General features: G+C 64.9%; 19 protein-coding genes and 2 pseudogenes. 10 read left to right on the top strand and 11 right to left on the bottom strand.

The window, feature by feature from the left end; all coding sequences use genetic code 11:
• Nucleotides 1-293 precede the first annotated feature (293 nt).
• From E2I15_RS02145 to E2I15_RS02135, 3 genes and pseudogenes are all read right to left on the bottom strand, one after another.
• Nucleotides 294-1,433 carry an amidohydrolase/deacetylase family metallohydrolase gene (locus tag E2I15_RS02145; protein WP_137479949.1) on the bottom strand — a complete coding sequence of 380 codons (1,140 nt, stop codon included), beginning with the start codon at nt 1,431-1,433 and terminating at the stop codon, nt 294-296.
• A 58-nt stretch (nt 1,434-1,491) separates the two neighbouring features.
• A complete protein-coding gene (locus tag E2I15_RS02140) occupies nt 1,492-3,387 on the bottom strand; it encodes a patatin-like phospholipase family protein (protein ID WP_349629358.1) in 1,896 nt (631 codons plus the stop codon).
• Nucleotides 3,388-3,553: 166 nt separating this feature from the next.
• Nucleotides 3,554-4,704, bottom strand: a pseudogene (locus E2I15_RS02135) (zinc-binding dehydrogenase).
• Nucleotides 4,705-4,792: 88 nt separating this feature from the next.
• Between E2I15_RS02135 and E2I15_RS02130 the strand changes: the two are divergent.
• Nucleotides 4,793-5,470 (top strand): hypothetical protein, encoded by a 678-nt coding sequence (locus E2I15_RS02130; protein WP_137479951.1) that lies wholly within the window; start codon nt 4,793-4,795, stop codon nt 5,468-5,470.
• A gap of 35 nt (nt 5,471-5,505) precedes the next feature.
• Here E2I15_RS02130 and E2I15_RS02125 read toward each other — a convergent pair whose 3' ends face one another.
• The gene (locus tag E2I15_RS02125; protein WP_155262177.1) at nt 5,506-5,667 is read right to left on the bottom strand and encodes a hypothetical protein; all 162 of its coding nucleotides are present in this window, start codon (nt 5,665-5,667) and stop codon (nt 5,506-5,508) included.
• A 200-nt stretch (nt 5,668-5,867) separates the two neighbouring features.
• On the opposite strand from E2I15_RS02125, the gene E2I15_RS02120 reads away from it, so the two are divergent.
• The 6 genes from E2I15_RS02120 (at nt 5,868) to E2I15_RS02095 (ending at nt 11,239) form a co-directional block, all read left to right on the top strand.
• Nucleotides 5,868-7,421 carry an FAD-dependent monooxygenase gene (locus E2I15_RS02120; RefSeq protein WP_137479952.1) on the top strand — a complete coding sequence of 518 codons (1,554 nt, stop codon included), beginning with the start codon at nt 5,868-5,870 and terminating at the stop codon, nt 7,419-7,421.
• A 134-nt stretch (nt 7,422-7,555) separates the two neighbouring features.
• Entirely contained in the window at nt 7,556-8,173 is a 618-nt protein-coding gene (locus E2I15_RS02115) for a PilZ domain-containing protein (RefSeq protein WP_028336124.1), read from the top strand.
• Between the two features lie 333 nt (nt 8,174-8,506).
• The gene (locus E2I15_RS02110; RefSeq protein ID WP_026192955.1) at nt 8,507-9,121 is read left to right on the top strand and encodes a transglutaminase-like cysteine peptidase; all 615 of its coding nucleotides are present in this window, start codon (nt 8,507-8,509) and stop codon (nt 9,119-9,121) included.
• A 268-nt stretch (nt 9,122-9,389) separates the two neighbouring features.
• Nucleotides 9,390-10,019: a TetR/AcrR family transcriptional regulator gene (locus E2I15_RS02105; protein ID WP_137479954.1), complete on the top strand. Its 630-nt coding sequence runs from the start codon at nt 9,390-9,392 to the stop codon at nt 10,017-10,019.
• 33 nt (nt 10,020-10,052) lie between these two features.
• A complete protein-coding gene (fabA, locus tag E2I15_RS02100; RefSeq protein WP_137479955.1) occupies nt 10,053-10,595 on the top strand; it encodes a bifunctional 3-hydroxydecanoyl-ACP dehydratase/trans-2-decenoyl-ACP isomerase in 543 nt (180 codons plus the stop codon).
• A gap of 152 nt (nt 10,596-10,747) precedes the next feature.
• Nucleotides 10,748-11,239 (top strand): hypothetical protein, encoded by a 492-nt coding sequence (locus E2I15_RS02095; RefSeq protein WP_137479956.1) that lies wholly within the window; start codon nt 10,748-10,750, stop codon nt 11,237-11,239.
• A 433-nt stretch (nt 11,240-11,672) separates the two neighbouring features.
• On the opposite strand, the gene E2I15_RS39505 is transcribed toward E2I15_RS02095, so the two are convergent.
• The 3 genes from E2I15_RS39505 to E2I15_RS02085 form a co-directional block, all read right to left on the bottom strand.
• Nucleotides 11,673-11,807, bottom strand: coding sequence for a hypothetical protein (locus E2I15_RS39505; RefSeq protein ID WP_276486715.1), 135 nt, complete (start codon nt 11,805-11,807; stop codon nt 11,673-11,675).
• Nucleotides 11,808-12,015: 208 nt separating this feature from the next.
• Complete coding sequence (locus E2I15_RS02090; RefSeq protein WP_137479957.1) at nt 12,016-12,534, bottom strand: hypothetical protein; 519 nt, start codon at nt 12,532-12,534, stop codon at nt 12,016-12,018.
• A 155-nt stretch (nt 12,535-12,689) separates the two neighbouring features.
• On the bottom strand, nt 12,690-12,989 hold the full coding sequence (locus E2I15_RS02085; protein WP_137479958.1) for a hypothetical protein: 300 nt from the start codon (nt 12,987-12,989) through the stop codon (nt 12,690-12,692).
• Nucleotides 12,990-13,076: 87 nt separating this feature from the next.
• On the opposite strand from E2I15_RS02085, the gene E2I15_RS02080 reads away from it, so the two are divergent.
• On the top strand, nt 13,077-13,349 hold the full coding sequence (locus E2I15_RS02080; RefSeq protein WP_137479959.1) for a hypothetical protein: 273 nt from the start codon (nt 13,077-13,079) through the stop codon (nt 13,347-13,349).
• Between the two features lie 4 nt (nt 13,350-13,353).
• On the opposite strand, the gene E2I15_RS02075 is transcribed toward E2I15_RS02080, so the two are convergent.
• Complete coding sequence (locus E2I15_RS02075) at nt 13,354-13,884, bottom strand: gamma carbonic anhydrase family protein (RefSeq protein WP_028342934.1); 531 nt, start codon at nt 13,882-13,884, stop codon at nt 13,354-13,356.
• 191 nt (nt 13,885-14,075) lie between these two features.
• Complete coding sequence (locus E2I15_RS02070) at nt 14,076-14,405, bottom strand: DUF6949 family protein (protein ID WP_038383291.1); 330 nt, start codon at nt 14,403-14,405, stop codon at nt 14,076-14,078.
• Between the two features lie 219 nt (nt 14,406-14,624).
• Here E2I15_RS02070 and E2I15_RS02065 point away from each other — a divergent pair, with 219 nt between their 5' ends.
• Nucleotides 14,625-15,335, top strand: coding sequence for a hypothetical protein (locus tag E2I15_RS02065; protein WP_155262184.1), 711 nt, complete (start codon nt 14,625-14,627; stop codon nt 15,333-15,335).
• 195 nt (nt 15,336-15,530) lie between these two features.
• Here E2I15_RS02065 and E2I15_RS02060 read toward each other — a convergent pair whose 3' ends face one another.
• Together E2I15_RS02060 and cysE are read right to left on the bottom strand one after the other, a co-directional pair.
• Nucleotides 15,531-15,743, bottom strand: a complete 213-nt coding sequence (locus tag E2I15_RS02060; protein ID WP_021077729.1) for a DUF3126 family protein — start codon at nt 15,741-15,743, stop codon at nt 15,531-15,533.
• Between the two features lie 150 nt (nt 15,744-15,893).
• Nucleotides 15,894-16,721 carry a serine O-acetyltransferase gene (cysE, locus tag E2I15_RS02055; RefSeq protein WP_018272333.1) on the bottom strand — a complete coding sequence of 276 codons (828 nt, stop codon included), beginning with the start codon at nt 16,719-16,721 and terminating at the stop codon, nt 15,894-15,896.
• A gap of 182 nt (nt 16,722-16,903) precedes the next feature.
• Between cysE and E2I15_RS02050 the strand changes: the two are divergent.
• Nucleotides 16,904-18,295, top strand: a pseudogene (locus tag E2I15_RS02050) (hypothetical protein); the annotation flags it as partial.
• Nucleotides 18,296-18,310: the final 15 nt, after the last annotated feature.

Here is an 18,310-nt window from a genome sequence, read left to right as displayed (position 1 = left end):
TATATTCGCAAGCCTTCCGGACGTCGCCCTTCCCGTTCTCTGTCCCGCGTGTCTTCGGCAACATCACTGGCGACCAGCCGATGCGTGGCTCGAAGAATTTCCTGCACGTGGCGCGCGGTTGCGTAAGGACCGACACCCTAAAGCCAAAGAGCCAGTTCCCCGCCAGCGTCGGGACGCCGGCGTCATCCTGACGAACGTTCCGCTCGAGTGATACTCAAGCCTGCCTTTACCAACGCTCGACCGGCGTTGCCTTGGAGGCGCAAAGCGGACGCGGGCTTCTATGATTAAGCGCCCTATTTCGGATGCCACCAGCGTCCGCCGATCACGACGCCTTCGGATGCGATCTTGCGATCGCCCGCCAGATGCTCGCCGACCACATCGACATAGTCGAACGTCCCCTGCCTGACCGAGATCAGCGTGGCGTCGCCGACGCTGCCCGGCTTGAGGCTACCGAGCTCCGGCCGCCGCAACGCCATCGCGGCATTGACGGTGGACGCCGCGATCACGTCCGGCAGCGGCATGCCCATGCAGAGAAATTTCGACATCGTCGTCACCTGGTCGAACGCCGGGCCGTCGATGCAGAGCTGATGGATATCGGAGGAGATGGTATCGGGGTAGAAGCCGTTGGCGAGCATCGCGCGCGCCGTCTTGAAGGCGAACGAGCCCTTGCCATGGCCGATATCGAACAGCACGCCGCGCTCGCGCGCCTCCAGCACGACCTTCTTCACCGTGCCCTGCGCGGTCGCGGGCGTATTGGGGAACGGACGGAACGCATGAGTCAGCACGTCGCCCGGATGCAGGCGCGCGAGCACCTCCTCATAGCTCGGCGGCGGATGGTCGATATGCGCCATCAGGGGCATGCCCACCTGCTCGGCAACCTCGAGCGCGATCTCGAGCGGCACCAGCCCCGAGGTGCCCGAGGCGAACAGGCCGACCCGCACCTTGATGCCGACGATCAGGTCGCGGTTCTCGTCGGCGACCCGCGCCGCGTCGATGGGATTCATCAGCCGCAGCTCCTCGCTCTCGCCGACCATCACGCGATCCGAGAAGCCGAAGATGCCGGCATGCGAGACGTGCAGATAGGCGAGAATGCGGACCTGGCTCGGCTCGATCACATGCTTGCGGAAGCCCGCAAAATTGCCCGGGCCGGCGCTGCCGGTGTCGACCGAGGTGGTGACGCCGGAGTTGCGGCAAAACTTCTCCGCATCGATGCCGAGCGAGGTGCCGCCCCAATAGACATGGGTGTGCAGGTCGATGATCCCCGGTGAGACGATCAGCCCCGAGACGTCGCGGACCTCGGTGGCGGGATCGGCTTGCAACTCGCGGCCGAGCGCAGCGACCTTGCCCGCGGCAAAGCCGACATCGGTCACGGCATCGAGTTTTTGCGACGGGTCGATCACCCGTCCGCCGCGCAGGATCAGATCGAAAGGCATCGTGTTCTCCGGATTCGGTCCGGCACGATGGTCGAGTTCGCCGGCGCCTGCAAGCCGGTCAACCGACTCGGGCCTGTTGGGAAACCGGCGCGGTCGCTGTCGCGCGATCCGCGCCCCTGTCAGCAACCATCTCCGTTGCCTTGTCCGCTCCGTTGGCCGACGCGACGATGGCCGCTATCGCCGGATGATGCGCCGCCTCAGAGGCAGCAATGGTCTCGCGGGCCCAGCGGTACGAGGACTCGAAGATTTCCTGATGGCGGTCGAAATCGGTGACGTCGATGCCGTCGGGCGTCGGCGGACGCATCACCATGTCGAGCGGTGTGGTCGGCAGCGTATCATAGCGCTGATGCGCAACGAGGCTCCGCCACAGCACGTTGACGGCGCTCGGCGCGGCCGGAAGCAATTTCTTGCGGAACGGCGTCAGCAGCGATGCAAGCAGCTCAAGCCGGCCCGGCAGCGCGGCATAGTCGACGTCGAACATCTCGGTGGCCGGGTCGCCGAAATGGACCACCAGATTCGGTCCGCTCTTCATCTGGTGCATCTGCGCCAGCGGAACGTTGTCGACGAGGCATCCGTCGACCAGCATCGAGCCGTCCCTTGTATAGAACGGCGGCAGCAGACCGGGGATGGCGCTCGACGCCCGCACCGCCTGCCACAGCAGACCGGTGCGGATCAATTCGAGATTGTGCGTCGACAGATTGGTCGCGACCGCCGCGAACGGCCGCCAGCAGTCCTCGATCCGGCAATTGTGGCCGTACTGATCGGCGAGCGCCGCATCGAACGCCTTGTGATCCAGCAAGGCGTAGCGCGGCCAGGTCGGGCGGCGGAAGCTGCGGCTGGAGACGAAGATCTCATGCGTGCCGCGCTCGAGATGCTCGGCGTCGTAGTTCTTGGCAAAGCCCGCCGCCATCGCCGAGCCGACGCTGGTGCCGACAAAGATGTCGAACGTCGCGCCGCGCTCGCGAAACGCCTTGTAGACGCCGACATGCGCCGTGCCGAGGCTGCCGCCGCCACCGGCGACAAATCCGACGGCGCGACCGCACAGAAAGCGAACCAGGCTGTCGATGTCGAGCTGGTCCTCGAGCGCGACATGATGATGCATGAAGCAGGGCAGCCGCGCCAGCCACGCCGCGGTGCCGCTGACCTCGTGGCGCCTGACATCGTGAACCCGAACGAGGCGCCGCGTCGACGCCGGATGCACGCCGCAGGCGAAGCGCTCGATCTCCGTCAGATCGGGCGTGGGCGCATGGCCACGGCAGGCGAACACGACAAGGTCGGCCTGACGGATGGTTTTCCGCGCCCAATCCGACGCGTCAGGACCACCGAAATAGGCCACCAGTGGCGCATCGTACTCGATCCTGTTGAGCCAGTCGGCGACTTCGGATGCGTCGAGCGCGCGGCCGGGAAACATCGCCTGAACGCGCGCGAGGTCGACGATCTCGGCACCCGCAGCGGCAAGGCCTTCGCGCAACCTGTGCTCAAAGGCGGCAGGCATCGGTTCGCGTCCGCCCGAGATCAGCGCGACGGTGCGCGCCTTCGGTGACGCCCGGACCGGCAACAGGCGCGCGGTCTCGGTGGCAAACCGCCGCGCGAGCGCAGCCAGCAGCGCCTCGACGATCTCCGGCGTTTCCCGCGCCAGCGTCGTATAGGCGGCGCGCGTCAACACCAGCACGCTGGTATCGCGGATCGCAATCACATTGGCCGTGCGCGGGATATTGGCAAAGAAGCCGATCTCGCCGACCAGTTCGCCGGCGCGAAGCTCCGCGATCGGTTCGGGATGACTGGTCCGGTACACCGCGAGCGCGCCGTGCAGCACCAGAAACAGCGCGTCGGAGGCGCCGCCCTGCTCGACCAGCAACTCGCCGCGCACGAGGTCGCGCCGGGTCATTGCACCAAAGGCAATCCGCCGCTGCTCCGCGCTGAGGGTTCTGAACAGCGCGAAGTCCTCGGACACGTTTCCCCACGCAAACGTCGCGCTCGGCGGCACACGGTTCGAATGCATGCTCCGATGTTAGCGCCGGGCCGTCGTCCCGGCGAGCGATATCAGGGCCCAATCGCCGCACCCTGGTCACAAATCCTTGGGAGCACTGCAGCAGGATCTGCTGAATGCGCCATCTGCTTCACCCGACCAGTTCCGGCCACGGCACGATGGTCGACTTCACCGTCTTCATCGCCATTGCGTCGGCAACCGCGCGGGCGATGCCGTCTTCGGTGAACGGATAGATCGTCTGCATGTCGAGCCAGGGATATTTGTTGCGCGTGCGGTAGAGCATGTCGACGCCGAGCGGCAGGTCGTTGCCGGTAAAGCCCCAGGAGCCGAGCACGTTGAGATCCTTGGTGCAGATGCGGTGCCATGACGTGTTGATCGAGCCGGCATCGGTGAACTGCCCCATCTCGACATAGGTGCCGCCGTCGCGCAGCATCTCGATGCCTTCGGGGCCGGCGGTCGGATGGCCCGAGCAGTCCATGACGAGGTCGGCGCCGAAGCCGCCGACGATGTCGCGCACCGCCTTGATGCGCTGCTCCGGCGTCTCGAGCTGCTCGATATCGACGGTCGCCTCGGCGCCGAACCTGCGGGCCAGCGCAAGGCGCGGCGTCTCCGGCGCGCCGACGCAGATCACGCGCCCTGCGCCCATTTCCTGCGCGGCGGCGACCGCGAGGATGCCGATCGGCCCCGAGCCCTGGATCACCACCGTGTCGCCCATCTGAAGCCGCCGGCGCGGGTGGCGCGGTTGAAGGCGCGGATGCAGGATGTCAGAGGCTCGGAGAGCGCGCCGAGCCGCAGCGACATGTCGTCAGGCAATTTGTAGATCTTGGTGCCGGGCAGCATGTCGAGATCGACATAGACATATTCAGCCCAGCCGCCCCACATGTGCGGTGTCTTGTCGAAGCCGAGATAGCGGCCGTAATAGACCGGCGTCAGGCATTTGTTGGCGCTCTCGGGATAATGGATGCAGTAGTAGCAGCGGCCGCACGGCATCAAGGGCGGGATCATCACCTTCGATCCCACCTGCAGCGGCTTGCTCATGAAATCCTCGGTGAACTCCGCGCCGCATTCGACGATCACGCCGCCGAGTTCATGGCCCAGCGTGAACGGCCACGGCAACGGCTTCGGCCAATGTCCCTTCAGGATGTGCAGATCGGTTCCGCAAACGCCACAGGCGCCGACCTTGATCAAGGCCGCCTTTTTGCCGATTTCCGGCCATGGCACTGTCCGGATTACCGGCTTGGCTCCAGGTCCATCATGCGTGCAGACGCGGATCTGCTCCATCGGTTCGCTCTCCCTGTCCCTGTCGTTGGGCCGGGTTCGGCCGAGCCGACTTTAGGTCAGGACGATTGGGATGTCATGAAGGCCTGTCATGAAGGTCTTCATGACAGACCATGGCGGAACGAGGCGCTTCAAGTCCTGGCGGAGTATTTTCCGCAAGGAGGCATCGATTGTGAAAGCAGCCGAGGGCGAATTGGCTGGTAGCATTGCGGGGAACGACACCATGAATCCTGGTATCGAAGGTATCGTCGGCATGTACGTCAAGTTGGGCGAACTGGACACGCTGCAACGCATGAAGGAGCATCGACAGAGCCTGCTCGACCAATGCGTCGATACCGCGAATTTCAGCTTCGATGTGACGAGATCGATCTACAAGGGCGACCTCGAGGTGATCGAGGCCGGCATCGAGAGTCTGTATGGCGAGATCACCGGCCATGTCGACGTCTGCAACGAAACAAGGATTGGCGGCTGGGCCCTGTACAACCAGCACCCCGACAAGAGGGTCGCGATCGATATCTACTTCAACGGCAATCTCGTCGGCGAAGTCGTCGCCGATGAGTTCCGCAACGATCTTCTCAAGCTCAACAAGGGCGATGGACACCATGCCTTCGTCTTCGTGCCGCCAAGCGGGTCCTATCAGCCGCCGCTGCAGATTGAGGTCCGCGCGGCAAAACGAAAGGTGCTGAAAGCCGTGACCATTGAACCGCCAGCGGCGGCTGTCGAACCGGAAACGGCCGTTGAACCGGAAATGGACGCCGAGGCCGAATAACCTCACCGCGTCGCTTTCGCGCGGAGATCGTCACGTCAGCGAGCAGCATCAAGACGCCGGACAATCTTGCGCCGCACCGGGGCCCGCGCCGCGTCGACGAACCAGGCAACGCCGACGCGGTCGCGCCGCGACATCGCGGCCGCGCATTGTTCCAGTAATCCGCAGCCGCGCATCTTCCGTTGCGGATCGAACGCCACGCAGCTATATACGCCGCGTCGGAAAAGGCAGACTTGGTTTGGTAAGCCCAAGTCCTTTCGAAAACGAAAGCTCTGGTCTCCTGCCTCGTGCATGAGATCCCCACGACGAACACCGGACGCCATCCAGGCGCCCAATGTTCGTCCGTGTGGTTCTCAACCCGACGAACCGCTCCGGTCGAACACCGACAAAGGAGCAGTTCATGCGCACCAGCCGCCCTCTTCCCCATGATGTCGTGATTGCCGGTGCCGGCCCGGTCGGCCTGCTGCTTGCCTGCGAGCTGCGGCGCGCAAACCTATCGGTCCTGGTGCTGGAGCAGGCCGCGGAGCCATGCTCGCCATTGAAGCGGCTGCCCTTCGGCATCCGCGGCCTTTCGGCGCCCAGCATCGAGGCGTTCCATCGTCGCGGGATGCTGGATGACATCGCGGCGCGGCAGCACGCAAGAGATGGCTCGGGCAGCAGCGCATCGAATGGCGCGGATTGGACGCAACGGCCGCGCCGCCCGGCCGGCCATTTTGCCGGCATCCAGTTCTTTCACGATGATGTCGACACGTCGAAGTGGCCGTTTCGCTTGCCGAGCCCGGCGGGCACCAGCATGGCGGTCGACATGGAGGCGCTCGAATCCGCCCTCGCCGCGCGCGTAACCGCGATGGGGGCCGAGATCAGGCGCGGGCTCGGCGTCGATGCGCTGGATCAGTCGGACGACGGCGTCACCGTACGCGCCGGGGGCGCGACTTTTCACGGACACTGGCTGGTCGGCTGTGACGGCGGCCGCAGCATGGTGCGCAAGGCCGGCGGCTTTGAATTCGTCGGCACCGATCCCGAGTTCACCGGCTATTCGGTCGAGGTCGAGATCGCCGATCCGGACCAGCTCCGCACCGGCCGTCACTACATGCCGACGGGCATGTATACCTACGCGCGGCCCGGCACGATCGCGATGGTGGAGTTCGATGGCGGCGCCTTCCACCGAACCCGGCCGATCACGCGCGAGCATGTGCAGGCGGTGCTGCGCCGCGTCTCCGGCACGGACATCACGTTGACGGCGCTCCGGCTTGCCACCACCTGGACCGATCGCGCCTGTCAGGCGACGGATTACCGCAACGGGCGCGTGCTGCTCGCGGGCGATGCCGCGCACATTCATTCTCCGCTCGGCGGCCAGGGGCTCAATCTCGGGCTTGGCGATGCGATGAACGTCGGCTGGAAGCTCGCGGCCACGATCCGCGGCGACGCACCGGCGGGTCTGCTCGACAGCTACTCTCGCGAGCGGCATCCGGTGGGCGCGCAGGTGCTGGACTGGTCGCGCGCCCAGGTCGCGCTGATGCGGCCGAGCCGCAGTTCACGCGCGCTCGAAGCCATCATCCGCGACCTGATCGCGACGTCAGACGGCGCGAGCTACTTCGCCGAGCGCGTGTGGGGCGTTTCGCTGCGCTACGATCTTGGCGGCAACCATCCCTTGGTGGGCCGCAGCGCGCCCGACTTCGAGCTCGCCTGTGGCACGAAACTCGGCGAACTGCTCAGGAACGGTCGCGGCCTGCTGCTGGACTTCGATCCGCGCTCTCCTCTGCAAGCGCTTGCCGATCGCTGGCGTGGCCGGATCGGCTATGTCGCAAGCGACGCGCGGGATCGGCTGGGCCTCAACGCCGTGCTCGTGCGCCCCGACGGCTTTATCGCATGGGCCGCTGACACCGCCGCCCACCTCGATCAAGCAACTCAGGTCATGACGCGGTGGTTCGGCGAACCTGATGCGCAGCCCTGACCCCTTGGCGGCCACGCGGGGTTCCACTCTCTTGCACCGTGTGCGGGTTCCCCGCTTCAACCGTAACGCCCCGTTAACCCTATCAGCCTTAGGGTCGTCGGGGCTCCGAATGGACGGTGGCCGGGTTTGTCGTGATGTCGTTTGCACAGAAGAAAACTACCGTCGTCCCCGTAGCCGAGGAGCGGCGGCGCTTCCAGCGCGTCAAGGTGCACCTGCTCGGCCGCTACATGCTGCCCGACCGGCGCGAGTTTCCCTGCCAGATTATCAACATGTCGCCGGGCGGCCTCGCTTTGCTGGCGCCGGGAATCGGCAATGTCGGCGACCGTGTGATCGCCTATCTCGACCATATCGGCCGGGTCGAAGGACGCATCACCCGCATCATCGACAACGGCTTTGCGATGACGATCGGCGCCACCGCGCGCAAGCGCGACAAGCTCGCCGCCCAGCTGACCTGGCTCGCCAACCGCGACATCCTCAATCTGCCCGAGGATCGCCGTCACGACCGCATCGTGCCGCGCAACCCGATCGCGCTGCTGACTCAGGAAGACGGAACGCGGATGACCTGCCGCATCATCGATCTTTCCCTGTCCGGTGCTGCGATTGCCGCCGAGAACCGCCCGCCGCTAAAATCGCTCGTGATGCTCGGGCGGGTGCAGGCCCGCGTGGTGCGAAATCTCGAGGAAGGCTTCGCGCTCGAGTTCGTTCACGAGCAATCGGCGGAAACCCTCGAAGAGAGCGTTACCGCGAGGTAAAGCGAAAAACCGCTCAAGACCCCTGTTTTGGCCCGCGAAGGCGGCCACCGGTGCCACCGGTGGCCGCCTTCGGCGCGTTTGGCCCGGCGAAATCGGCGGTTAACGGCCGCAGCGCTTGGCGCAACAAATCGCACTGGCGCAGCGCTTGTCGGGTTAATGCATAAAATTTGAATCAATTGCAGTTGTTTCAAATTTTACGCGAATTCGATTCAAGTACAGTTCGAATTCGCCCCAGCTTTTACCAGTATTCGCGTCAAATCTACTTTGCGTACTTAGCGGCGGCGCAAAAGCTTTGTGCGAAACGTGGTCCCAACAAGAAGAACGGGGGCCGCGATGTTTGGGTTCAGGGGACAGGGGAAAGGTTTGGCGGTTGCCGCCATTCTGTTTGCGACGTGCGTGTCGGCCAAGGCCGGCGACGTGGTCTACGCCAGCCTGGGTGACGTTGCGCGTTCGCCGATCGGCTGGGTCGAGTTCTGTGCCGACAATCCGGGCGAATGCCGCGGCGGCGCGACGCAACCACGCGACATCGTGTTGTCGCAGACCGCTTGGCGGGACCTCGTACGGGTCAACAAGTGGGTCAACGAGTCCATCAAGCCGATGACCGACATGGATCATTGGGGCGTGATCGAGAAATGGTCGTTGCCATCAGACGGTTACGGCGACTGCGAGGACTACGTGCTCCTGAAGCGCAAGATGCTGATGGACGCCGGCTGGCCCCGCGAGGCGCTGCTGATCACGGTGGTCCGCGACAAGAAGGGCGAAGGCCACGCGGTGCTGACGGTGAAGACCGACAAGGGCGAGTTCGTGCTCGATAACCAGAACGAGAGCATCGTCGCCTGGACCGATACTGGCTACCGCTTCGTCAAGCGGCAGTCGCAGGGCGATCCCAATGTGTGGGTCTCACTCGGCGACAACCGCCCTGCAGTTGCAACGGCAAGCTCGCGCTGAGCAGACCTGAGGATTTTCGAGTTCGCGACCCGGTCACATCCCCACCCCTCCCCGTCCCAGACCGGTTCGCGCGCGGCCAGCCTTCCCCCAAAGGCTGGCCGCAACCTTTTTGAGCGGCGTCGATCGACGCCTGGAAGAACCGCTCGAGAAACGCCGCGGTCTCGTCCGAGATGCCGACGATCTTGTTGGTGGCCTGGCGATAAGGTCCCAGCTTGACATTCTCGCACTGCCAATATTGAATTGAATTCAATTCAGAAATGGACCCACGATGGACGCGACGAGCCTGGGGACGCGGGAACGGCTGCTCTCGGCAGCACAGGCCGAGCTCATCGAGGGTCATGGGCACCTCGAGATGCAGGCCGTCGCAAGGCGGGCGCAGGTCTCGGTCGGGCTCGCCTACCACCACTTCGGATCGAAGGCCGGCCTGATCGCCGCCGTCGTCGAGGGCTTTTACGAGCAACTTGATGAGGCGGCATTCGGCGGCGCCAAGCTGTCCGCCGGCAACTGGGCGGACCGGGAGAAGGCCCGGATCGGCGCCTATGTCGCCTTTCACTATGATCACCCGTTTGCGCCCCTCGTGATCGGGCCGCTCAGCCGCGCGCCCGAGGTGCTCGATGTCGAGACCGCCTTCACCAGGCGGCAGCTTGCAGCCGGCGCCCGCATGCTCGAGGCGGCCCAGCGCGACGGGATCGTGCCCGGCGGCATCGACCCTCACCTCACCATCGCGCTGATGATCGGCGGCATCCGCCAGGCGCTGATCGGCGCGCTCACGAGCAAAAGACGACCTGATCCGGCATGCCTGACCGGCGACATCTGGGCCTTTATGGCCGCCGCGCTGGGCTTGCCTGCCAAACCCCTGTCCGCGCGGCCAAGGGCCACGCGGCGCAGCCGCAGCTAAGCTTCAGCCAGAACACAAACATCGACGGCCATCTTGTTCAATCCGCACGATTTTCACGCACCGCAATCGTCCTACAGCAGACAGGATCTGCTGCGCTCGAGCGAAGGCGGCTATTTCGGCCCGGGCAATGCGCAGCTGCCGGCGCCGCCGATGCTGATGATGGACCGCATCACCGAGATCAGCCTGGACGGCGGCGCCTTCGGTAAGGGACATGTCGCCGGCGAGCTCGAGATTGCGCCGGACCACTGGTTCTTCGCCTGTCACTTCGCCTGCGACCCCGTGATGCCCGGCTGCCTCGGCCTCGACGCCATGTGGCAGATCGTCGGCTTCTGGCTCGGCTGGTCGGGCTCGCCGGGCAAGGGCCGCGCGCTCGGGGTCGGCGAGGTCAAGTTCAGGGGGCACATCACGCCGGATGTCAGGCTGGTGCGCTATGAGGTCGACATACGCCAGGCCAGGCGCGGCCGGCTGGTGCTGGGCATCGCCGACGGCCGGGTGCTCGCCGACGGCGCCTGCGTCTATCTGGCAAAGGACATGAGGGTCGGCCTGATCGCCCAGAGGCTGAATTTGGGAGCTTGAATTCGCGCCGGCCAGGCCCAGCAGCGCGGCCGAAGATTAACATGTGATACAAATTTCGCTGCTGCCGCAGTGGTCTACACACCCCCCGGTTTTGCCCACGCCGAGGTTTGTGCTATTTCGAACCTTTCAATTGACGTCCGGTTGTTGGTCGCATGGTCGAACTTGCCCCCCGGAATTCACAAGCCAGCAGCCTGATTGGCGTGCAGCCGATCGCGATCGGCGCCGTGGCGCTGGTGCTCGTGCTATTCGGCATCGGCTCGATCGCGCTTTGGCGCGCCTTCACCGGCAACGTACCGGAGACCGACCGGATGGTCGCCGCGCGTCAGTTGCAGGCGCGGACCGCCCAGGTCTCCGAGGCCCTGGTGGAAAAGACCAAGGGGATGGAGGTGACCCAGCAGGAATCCATCGACCAGCTGCAGGAGGTGCAGGACCAGCTGCAGACCATGCGCAAGCAGTTCGCCTTGCAGGCGGCCGATGCGAAGAGGCTCTCCGACCAGGTCGCCGCGCTGACCGAACAGGTCGAGGGTTTGCGCCAGTCGCTGGCGAGCGCGCAGGCCAACGAGCCGGCCGCCGAGCCCGCGCCGCGGAAGCGCTCAAAGGCGACCCGCAGCGCCAACCGGAAGCGCCACAGGTCGCGCGGTTGACGCCCCCGAAAGGCCGGCGCCCGGCTAGGTGGCCAGCCATAAAAACGCGCCAAATCCCGAGCAAGATCATCATCTAACGGGGAACGTTCGGGCTCACGGGCCGCTGCGGCGGCCGATCAGGAGTGCCCGTTACCGTGAATTAATCCAGACTTTGTGAACTGGCTCACATATCGGCCTTCGAATCCGAGTCATCTTCCAATAACCGGATGGCGTGAGCCGATTTCAATATCCGGGGCTGGCAAGGTCGTTGACGGTATACTACGTCGACGGCCTTGTTTTTTGGCCCTTGAATCCCACTCGGGACCGCCCACCGAGAAAGCGGCCCTCGCCGCGCGAAAGATGCAGACCGGCTGAAGGAATACGGCGTGCCCAGCCGACGGCTCTGCCTGCGCAGCACCACCGTGGCAAGAGCCGCAGCGAACGGCACTGCCGCCTATTTGGCGCGATCGCCTCTCTGTCGCAGCCGCGCAAGCTTCGGCTCGAGCTCGCGGAGCATGTAGATCAGCGCAACGGCAAGGCTCGCGACAACCACCATGAACAGCAATGTCAGGTCAGGAATGGTCAGCATCTCTGATGTCCTCTGGGCCCGGCTTCAATCGCAGCCGGGCCATTGGTTTTCGCGACGCGGTCACGCACGGACTGCTGCCAAGCGGTGCAAGCTGCATACCAGTGCGCGACCCAACGCGGCGGCCGAGCATCGAAAAGCCGGCCGCGCCGATCATTGCAAGACCATCAGCATGGCGACCAAAAGGACCGGCCATGCGTGAGCGAATGGCTCAATTGCAAACCTGCACCGGCCGAACGCGCCAGCCATACGGTGTCATCACGGCACGGCGCACGACGTAACAACCGCCGTAACCATAGCCGTAACCATCGTCATAGCCGTAGCCGGCGTAGTATGGATTGCCGTAGTAGCCGTCATAGTAATCGTAGGCGCCATAGCCCAGCCCGAAGCCGACCGCTGCCGCGGCGAGCGGGTAGCCCCAGCCGCCCCAGCCGCCCCAGCCGCGCCGATAGTAGCCGCCGTTCCAGCCGCCACCGCGCCAGCCTCCGCCGTGCCAGCCGCGGCCGGCCCAACCGCCGCCGATTGCAGCCGACCGGAAGCCACCGCCGCCGCCCATGGCCCGGAATGCGGCGCCGCCGCCGTGGAAGCCGCCAAAACCGCCGCCACCGCGGAAGCCGCCACCACCATGAAAGCCGCCGCCACCGAAGCCACCGCGTGCCGACGCAGCATCGACGGTGAACAGACCGACCGAGGCCGTCGCCAGCAAGGCAATCATCGTTTTACGCAACATCACCCGTTACTCCTTCTTTCAAAGGCTTTCTCTTCAAGCCTCCTCCGCCGCGTCCTGCGCATGCTAACCCAATCTAGGACCGCGGCTTCCACCGCGCGCCTTTGTCGCGCTCACTTCTGCGCGACCCGCGTTCATCCATGCGTGGCCGGCAGAGGCTAACAGCCGCGGCAGATGCCTCGCGTACGGCGGTCGACTTTTTCGTTCTCGTCGCCGATGGCCTTGTCGACGCTCTCGGTCCTCGTTGCCGAGCCGGTGGTAACGCCTCTGTCGGTGTTGGGGCTGCCGGAGCATTGCGCGGTGCCGGCGCTGTTGGTCCCGGGCGGCGACGTCCCTTGCTGCGATGTCGGGCTGGCTGACGAAGGGCCGCCGCTCCCGGTACCTTGGGCGACGGTAACCGCGGGCGCCAGCACAATCGCGATTGTCGCGAGCGCGGTGGTGACAGATAATTTGCGCATGGCAATTCTGCCTTGCGGACGTCAACGGGTCCGCAAAACGCCGGTTCCCACGGGCGTTGGAGCAATACAATCTGGGAGCAATGCAATTTGCGCAAGCTGATCGAGTTTGACGACGACACTTTCGACAAGCTGAAGCAGCTCGGGCGCGACCGGATGGCGACCTTGCAGGAGCTCGCCGACGAGGCTTTCGCCGACCTGCTCAAGAAGCACGGCATTCCGATCGACCTGAAGGATGCGCTGCGCAAGAGCGCAAGACTTCAGGAAGCAACAAGACTTCAACAGGCAACGAGACCGCAAGACGCAGCGAAGCCTCGCCCCGCGGCAGCGAACGCCGCGCGCAAGCGCGGCCGCAAGCGCTGAGGCTTCAGCCGATCTTCTTCAGTCCGGTTTTGTATTGCGGGCCCCTGATCGCGTACGACTTCGCCGGCCGCGACAGCGCTTCGGCCTGCGCCGCGTCAAGCGTACGCACCACACGCGCGGGCGCACCGATGATCAGGGAATTTTCCGGAAACTCCTTGCCCTCGGTGATGACGGAGCCGGCACCGACCACGCTGCCGCGCCGGATCCGCGCGCCGTTCATCACGATCGATCCCATCCCGATCAGGACGCCGTCTTCCAGCGTGCAGCCGTGCACGATCGCATTGTGGCCGATGGTGACGTTGTTGCCGATGCTGAGGGGAAAGCCGGGATCGACGTGCAGGGTGGAATTGTCCTGGACGTTGGAGCCTTCGCCGATCTCGATCCACTCATTGTCGCCGCGCAGCACGGCGCCGAACCAGACGCTCGCTGCGGACTTGAGGCGGACCTTGCCGATCACAACGGCATTGTCGGCGATGAAGTAGCTGCCGTCGGCGGGAAGATCGGGCGCCTGCCCGTCGAGTTCGTAGATCGCCATTGAGGTCTCCCTGGAGCGTTTTCGAGCGAAGTGGACACCGGTTCGCGTGAAGAAAACGCGTCGAAACGAAAATCCAGAGCTTCGGTTCTGATTCAATCAGAACCGAAGCTCTGATCGAAGGAGACCTTGGCACGACGGCCGACATGGTTTCAAGCAAGCGCGACCGTGATCGGCCGCGGATCATGATCGGATCAGGCGAGCACGCCCGCAGCGCGCAGCGTCATCACGAAGAAGGTGCCCGACATCAGGCTCCAGAAGCCGGAGATGACGGTTGCCATCATCACGAATTCGAAGCGACGGCGCTCGATGCGTGCCCCGCGCAGCGTGTTGCGCATGATGATGAACGGTGCGGCGAAGACGAGGAACGGGACTGCGGCGAAGGTCTTCGGCGCCACGCCCTCCTGCAGCAGGCCGAAACCGGCCGGACGCTCCGCCATCGCCTGGTAACCGCTGGCCAGTGCGCCCGCCAGCGCGAAACCGATCAGGAGCGAGAACAGGGAATTCAAGGTATCGGGCGACATCGGAACTTCCGCTACGCAACAGGCCACCCGCCCTGCTTCGCAGAATTGGCCGTCGGCCGCCACATCATCCTTAAGGAAAGGTTAACCGGACGGGTCAGGCGCGGCGTTTGCGCATGGCCATTCGGTCCCGGATTCCATTGGAATCGTACGGAAATTCCCCGCCACGTGGCATATTCGGCAGATGATTCGGCCACTCCCGACCTGATCTATGCCCTGCTCATGACGCTTCTCTCGACCGCCCAGCATCTCGCCCGCGACACCCGCCGCAACCCGCGCGCGCATCTCGTTCCGATCATCGCCTCGGCCGTCATCGCGGCCGGCGCGATTGCGCTCGTCGCCTACCTGCTGTGGCCGACCTACACGACCATCCCGCCGAGCGATCCGTCGCGGCTGCCGGTGAGCGTCGGCGGCACGCTGTTCAACGTGCCGACCATGGCCGTGCGCATGAAGATCCAGCGCCACTCCGGGCCGCAGGAGCGCGTCGATTTGAGCTTCCTCTATCCGTCGCTGGACGCGCCTGCCGCGCCGAAGCACTACAGCGCCGATACGGTCGAGGACAAGGTGCAGCCGATCGACAGGATCTTCGTGTCGATCGCGGCGCACCACGATTCACTCGCGCCGGACATGCGCCTGCGCACGATCTATCCGCGCTATCTCGACGAGCGCGCAAACACCGATGACGGCCTGACGGCGCGCGCGTTCCGCGACGGCACGCCCTATGGCGGCGAGGAGCTATTCACGGCGAGCGAGCCGCAGCTGACCGCGCGCTGCACGCGCGATACCTCGACGCCCGGCATGTGCCTCAGCGAGCGGCGCATCGACGGCGCCGACCTGACCTTCCGCTTTCCGCGCAGCTGGCTTGCGCAGTGGCGCGACATCGCCACCGCGATGAACCGTCTCTCCGCGCAGATGCACAGCACGAAGGGATAGTGCGACCTGCTACCCGTCATTGCGAGCCACCCGGTCGGCGCGAAGCGCCGCCGGATGACGGGCTCCGCGAAGCAATCCATTGAGCCTTACGCGCGGAAGCATGGATTGCTTCGTCGCTTCAGCGCGAAATTGCCATGCAATTTCGTCGCGAGTTCCTCGCAATGACAGCGTGACAGGCCGCGCTGCCGTTCAGCCCTACTCGGCCAGATCCTCTTCCAGGATCGCCATCTGGAACTGGAACGAGCGATCATCGTCCTCGTCGTCGACGAACAGCACGCCGATGAACTCCTCGCCGATATAGACCTCGGCCGAGTCGTCCTTCTTGGGCCGCGGCACCACGCGGATCTTGGGATTGCTGAACACGCGTTTGAGATACGCGTCGAGCTTCCTGACTTCCTGAACGTCCACGGCCGTCTCCAATCGGGTCGATGATTTTCGGGGGAGTTTTAGGACGAGACGGCAAAGATCGCCAGAGCCTTTTCAGGCTTTAGCGACGTGATGTTGCGCACACGACTCTTGTTTGGGCGCGTTTTCGCCGCGATCAGAAAGCGAGTGAAATCAAAGCCCGATCGCGCTGAGCATCTGGTCCATGGTGCGCGACGGCTCGGCACAGCCGGCTTCGCCGACGATTTTCGCCGGCACGCCCGCGACCGTGACGTTGTGCGGCACGGGCTTGACGACGACGGAGCCGGCCGCGATGCGCGCGCAATGACCGATCTCGATATTGCCGAGGATCTTGGCGCCGGCGCCGATCAGCACGCCGTGGCGGATCTTCGGATGGCGATCCTCGTTCTCCTTGCCGGTGCCGCCGAGCGTGACGCCATGCAGGATCGAGACGTCGTCCTCGATGACCGCCGTCTCGCCGCAGACGAAACCGGTGGCGTGATCGAGGAAGATGCCGCGGCCGATCCTGGCGGCAGGGTTGATGTCGGTCTGGAACACCGCCGACGAGCGGCTCTGCAGGTAGAAGGCAAAATCCTTGCGGCCCTTCTGATAGAGCCAGTGCGCGAGACGATGGGTCTGCAGCGCGTGAAAGCCCTTGAAGTAGAGCAAGGGATCGATGAAGCGCGAGGTCGCGGGATCGCGGTCATAGACGGCAACGAGGTCGGCGCGGAAGGCGTTGCCGATGTCGGGCGCATCGCGCAACGCCTCGCCATAGGTCTGGCGGATCAAATCGCCCGACAGCGCGGCGTGATCGAGCCGCTCAGCGATGCGATGGACCACCGAATCTTCCAGGCGCTCATGATGCAGCACGGTCGCATAGATAAAGGATGCGAGCTCCGGCTCGCGCCGCAGGATGTCCTCCGCCTCGCCGCGGATTCGATCCCAGATCGGATCGAGCGCCGCAAGCTTGCCTCCCTGCGGATTGACCTGATGAACTGCCATAGCTGCTCTCGCAATTCGGTTGTTCTGATGTGCCTTATAGCACGATGGACCCAGCGCGTCCCGGGATGGCTCGGTACGGTAAACCCCCGCCGAACACCCCCGGGCCGGCGTCTAGGGGAATTGGTCGGGATTTTGCCGAAATCAAGCCGTGCTTCTGCAACTATTGGCGGATTTCGTCCCCAGTGTGGTTTTGGGCATGGTCGGCCCCAATAAAAGGGGGAAACATCATCAATACCCAGCGTTTAGGTGCCCGCCTGACCGATGCGCGGTCGGTCTGGATCGCGACCATTGCCATCCCCCTCCTGCTGCTCGCCCCTGCCTTCTGGAACGGCTATCCGCTGCTCCAATGGGATACCGGCGGCTATCTGGCGCGCTGGTATGAGGGCTATCTGGTGCCGAGCCGGTCCACGGTATTCGGCATCTACCTCCATGTCGGCGAGACATCGGACTTCTGGCTCAACCTCGGCATCCAGACCCTGGCGACGCTGTGGATCCTGCAGCTGACGCTGCGCGTGCTCGGCCTCGCCCGGCCGGTCCGGCTGATCGCGATCAGCCTCGCGCTGATCGCGACCACCGCCCTGCCCTGGCTGGCCAGCATGCTGCTGACCGACATCTTCGCCGGCCTTTCGGTGCTGGCGCTGTTCATCCTCATCCTGCACGGCGAACGGATCTCGACGCTGGAGAAGGCGGTGCTGTTCGCGTTCATCGCGTTTTCGGCCGCCACGCACAGCGCGACGCTGGCGGTGCTGCTCGGCCTGTGCTGCGTCGGCTGGATGCTGCGTCCGTGGCTCGGCCGCCGCATCCCGGTCGCGGGCCTCGTACAAGGCAGCCTGACCACCGTCGCCGGCGCGGCGATGCTGCTGGCGGCGAACTTTGCGCTGTCCGGACAGCTGGCCTGGACGCCCGGCGGCTATGGCGTCGCCTTCGGCCGCATGCTGCAGGACGGCATCGTCGCGCAATATCTGCACGATCATTGCGCGACGGAGAAGCTGAAGCTCTGCCCCTATCGCGACGAGTTGCCGCCGACCGCCGACGACTTCCTGTGGGGCCACAGCATGTTCAACACGCTCGGCCGCTTCAAGGGACTGAATGACGAGATGGGCTACATCGTGCTGCGCTCGCTGGCCGAATATCCGGAATGGCAGGCCAAGGCGGCGCTGACGGCAACCGCAGACCAGCTCATGCATGTCGCGACCGGTGAAGGCAGCAACGGCTGGATCCCGCATACCTACGGCATCATCGAGCGCTACATCCCGAAACAGGTCGCGCCGATGCGCGCGGCGCGGCAGCAACGCTGGCACCTCGACTTCACCGCGATCAACCGCATCCACGTGCCGGTCGCGCTGGGCTCGATGCTCCTGGTCGTCATCCTGTTCGGCCGCGGCCTGTGGCAGCGGCGGCTCGACGATCTGACGCTGCTGGCGGGCACGGTCACGCTCGCCTTGCTCGGCAATGCCTTCGTCTGCGGCGTGATCTCGGGGCCGCACGACCGCTACGGCGCGCGCATGGTGTGGGTCGCGACCTTCGTGGTGCTGATCGCGGCCGCGCGCGCCTTCGCCAAGGACGATGCCGAGTATGAAGCCGACGAT

Origin of the sequence: Bradyrhizobium sp. BR2003 (assembly GCF_009720285.1) — a bacterium.
In the GTDB taxonomy this organism is placed as follows: Bacteria; Pseudomonadota; Alphaproteobacteria; order Rhizobiales; family Xanthobacteraceae; genus Bradyrhizobium; species Bradyrhizobium elkanii.
The sequence above is the reverse complement of the archived record's forward strand: the minus strand, read 5'-3'. Positions and strand labels throughout refer to the sequence as shown.